The organism is Streptomyces lushanensis, assembly GCF_001700515.1.
Classification (GTDB): Bacteria; Actinomycetota; Actinomycetes; order Streptomycetales; family Streptomycetaceae; genus Streptomyces; species Streptomyces lushanensis.
The window spans coordinates 1-1273 of record NZ_MAUD01000555.1 but is presented as its reverse complement, the minus strand read 5'-3'; the positions used below and the strand labels follow the sequence as shown (position 1 = coordinate 1273).

Annotated in this window: 1 protein-coding gene; it reads right to left on the bottom strand. The window is 76.2% G+C overall.

What is annotated here, in order from left to right:
* Positions 1-291 precede the first annotated feature (291 nt).
* Positions 292-1273: MFS transporter (locus BFF77_RS31160; protein WP_066956768.1), on the bottom strand; the 982-nt coding region annotated here is incomplete at its 5' end.

Genomic DNA, 1273 nt, shown 5'->3' with positions numbered 1-1273 from the left:
GCGGAGGGGAGCCCGCGCCCGGTGCGGCCCCGCGGTTCCGGGGTACGCGGACGTCGTCCCCCGGACCGTTGGTCCCGGGCCGCCGGGCCGGCCGTCGCGGGGGCGGAAGCCGGCGGCCCCGTCGCCTCCGCGGGGGTGGCGGTCCGTGGGGGATCTGCCGACCCCGCGGGTGGCCGTCCGCGGCGTGACCTCGTGGGCCCGCCCGTAGGCGGGGGCCCGGGGCCGGGCATTTCGGGCCGCCCGGCGGCGGTCCCTTGGTCCGCCCGCTCCTCGCCCCGCCGACGGCCCCCGTCACCCCGTTCCGTGCGGGCGGCGGCGTTCCCGTAGGGCCAGTACCGCCGTCGCGCCCAGCAGCGTGAGGCCCGCCGAGACCAGGATCGCCAGGTCCGTGCCATGGGCAGGGTCGGCGACCGATGTCGCCACCGCGATGATCAGCGCGACACCGGCCGACGAACCGAGGTAGCGCGCGGTGTTGTTGGCGCCCGAGCCCATCGCGGCGCTCTCCGTCGGGACGGACTCGACGGACAGCCGGGGCAGCGCGGCGTTCAGCAGACCGCTGCCCACCCCCGCGACGAAGAGGCCCGGCACCAGACGTACCCAGGACCCGGCGTCCAGCGCGCCCAGCATCCCCAGCGCCCCCGCCGCGTGCAGGACGAAGCCCAGAGCCAACTGGTGGCGGGCCGCGACCCGGCCCGCGAGGCGCCGCGCCTGGAGGGCGACCAGAAAGGCCGTACCCGACCAGAGGAGGAAGAGCCAGGCCGCGCCGAGCGCCGACATGTGGATGGTCTGCTGGAGCAGCGACGGCAGATAGCTCATCAGACCGATCACCGCGAGACCGGTGAACAGGGCGCCCGTCGACGCCGCCCCGAACAGCGGCCTGCGCAGCAGCCCCAGATCGATGAGAGGGGCGGCGGTGCGCCGTTCGACGACGGCGAAGAGAGCGGTGAGGACGGCCGAGGCCGACAGCAGGAGCAGGACCGGCGCCCGCAGCCAGCCGTCCCGGCCCAGCGTGAGCGCGCTCAGCAGCGCGGTGAAGGCCAGGGCGAGGGTGAGAGCACCCCAGACATCGGGTCTCTTCCGCTGTGTGGCACGCGACTCCGCGAGTACGCGGACGGCGAAGCCGACGATGACGAGGGCCGCCACGCCGAGAACGGCGTACGTGAGCCGCCAGCCGGAACCACTCCCTCCGTCCGCCCCGCTCGCGCCGCCCACTCCGACCGCCCCGCCGCCTCCGTCCACTTCGTTCAGTCCGCCGGCCAGGAGCGGGCCCAGG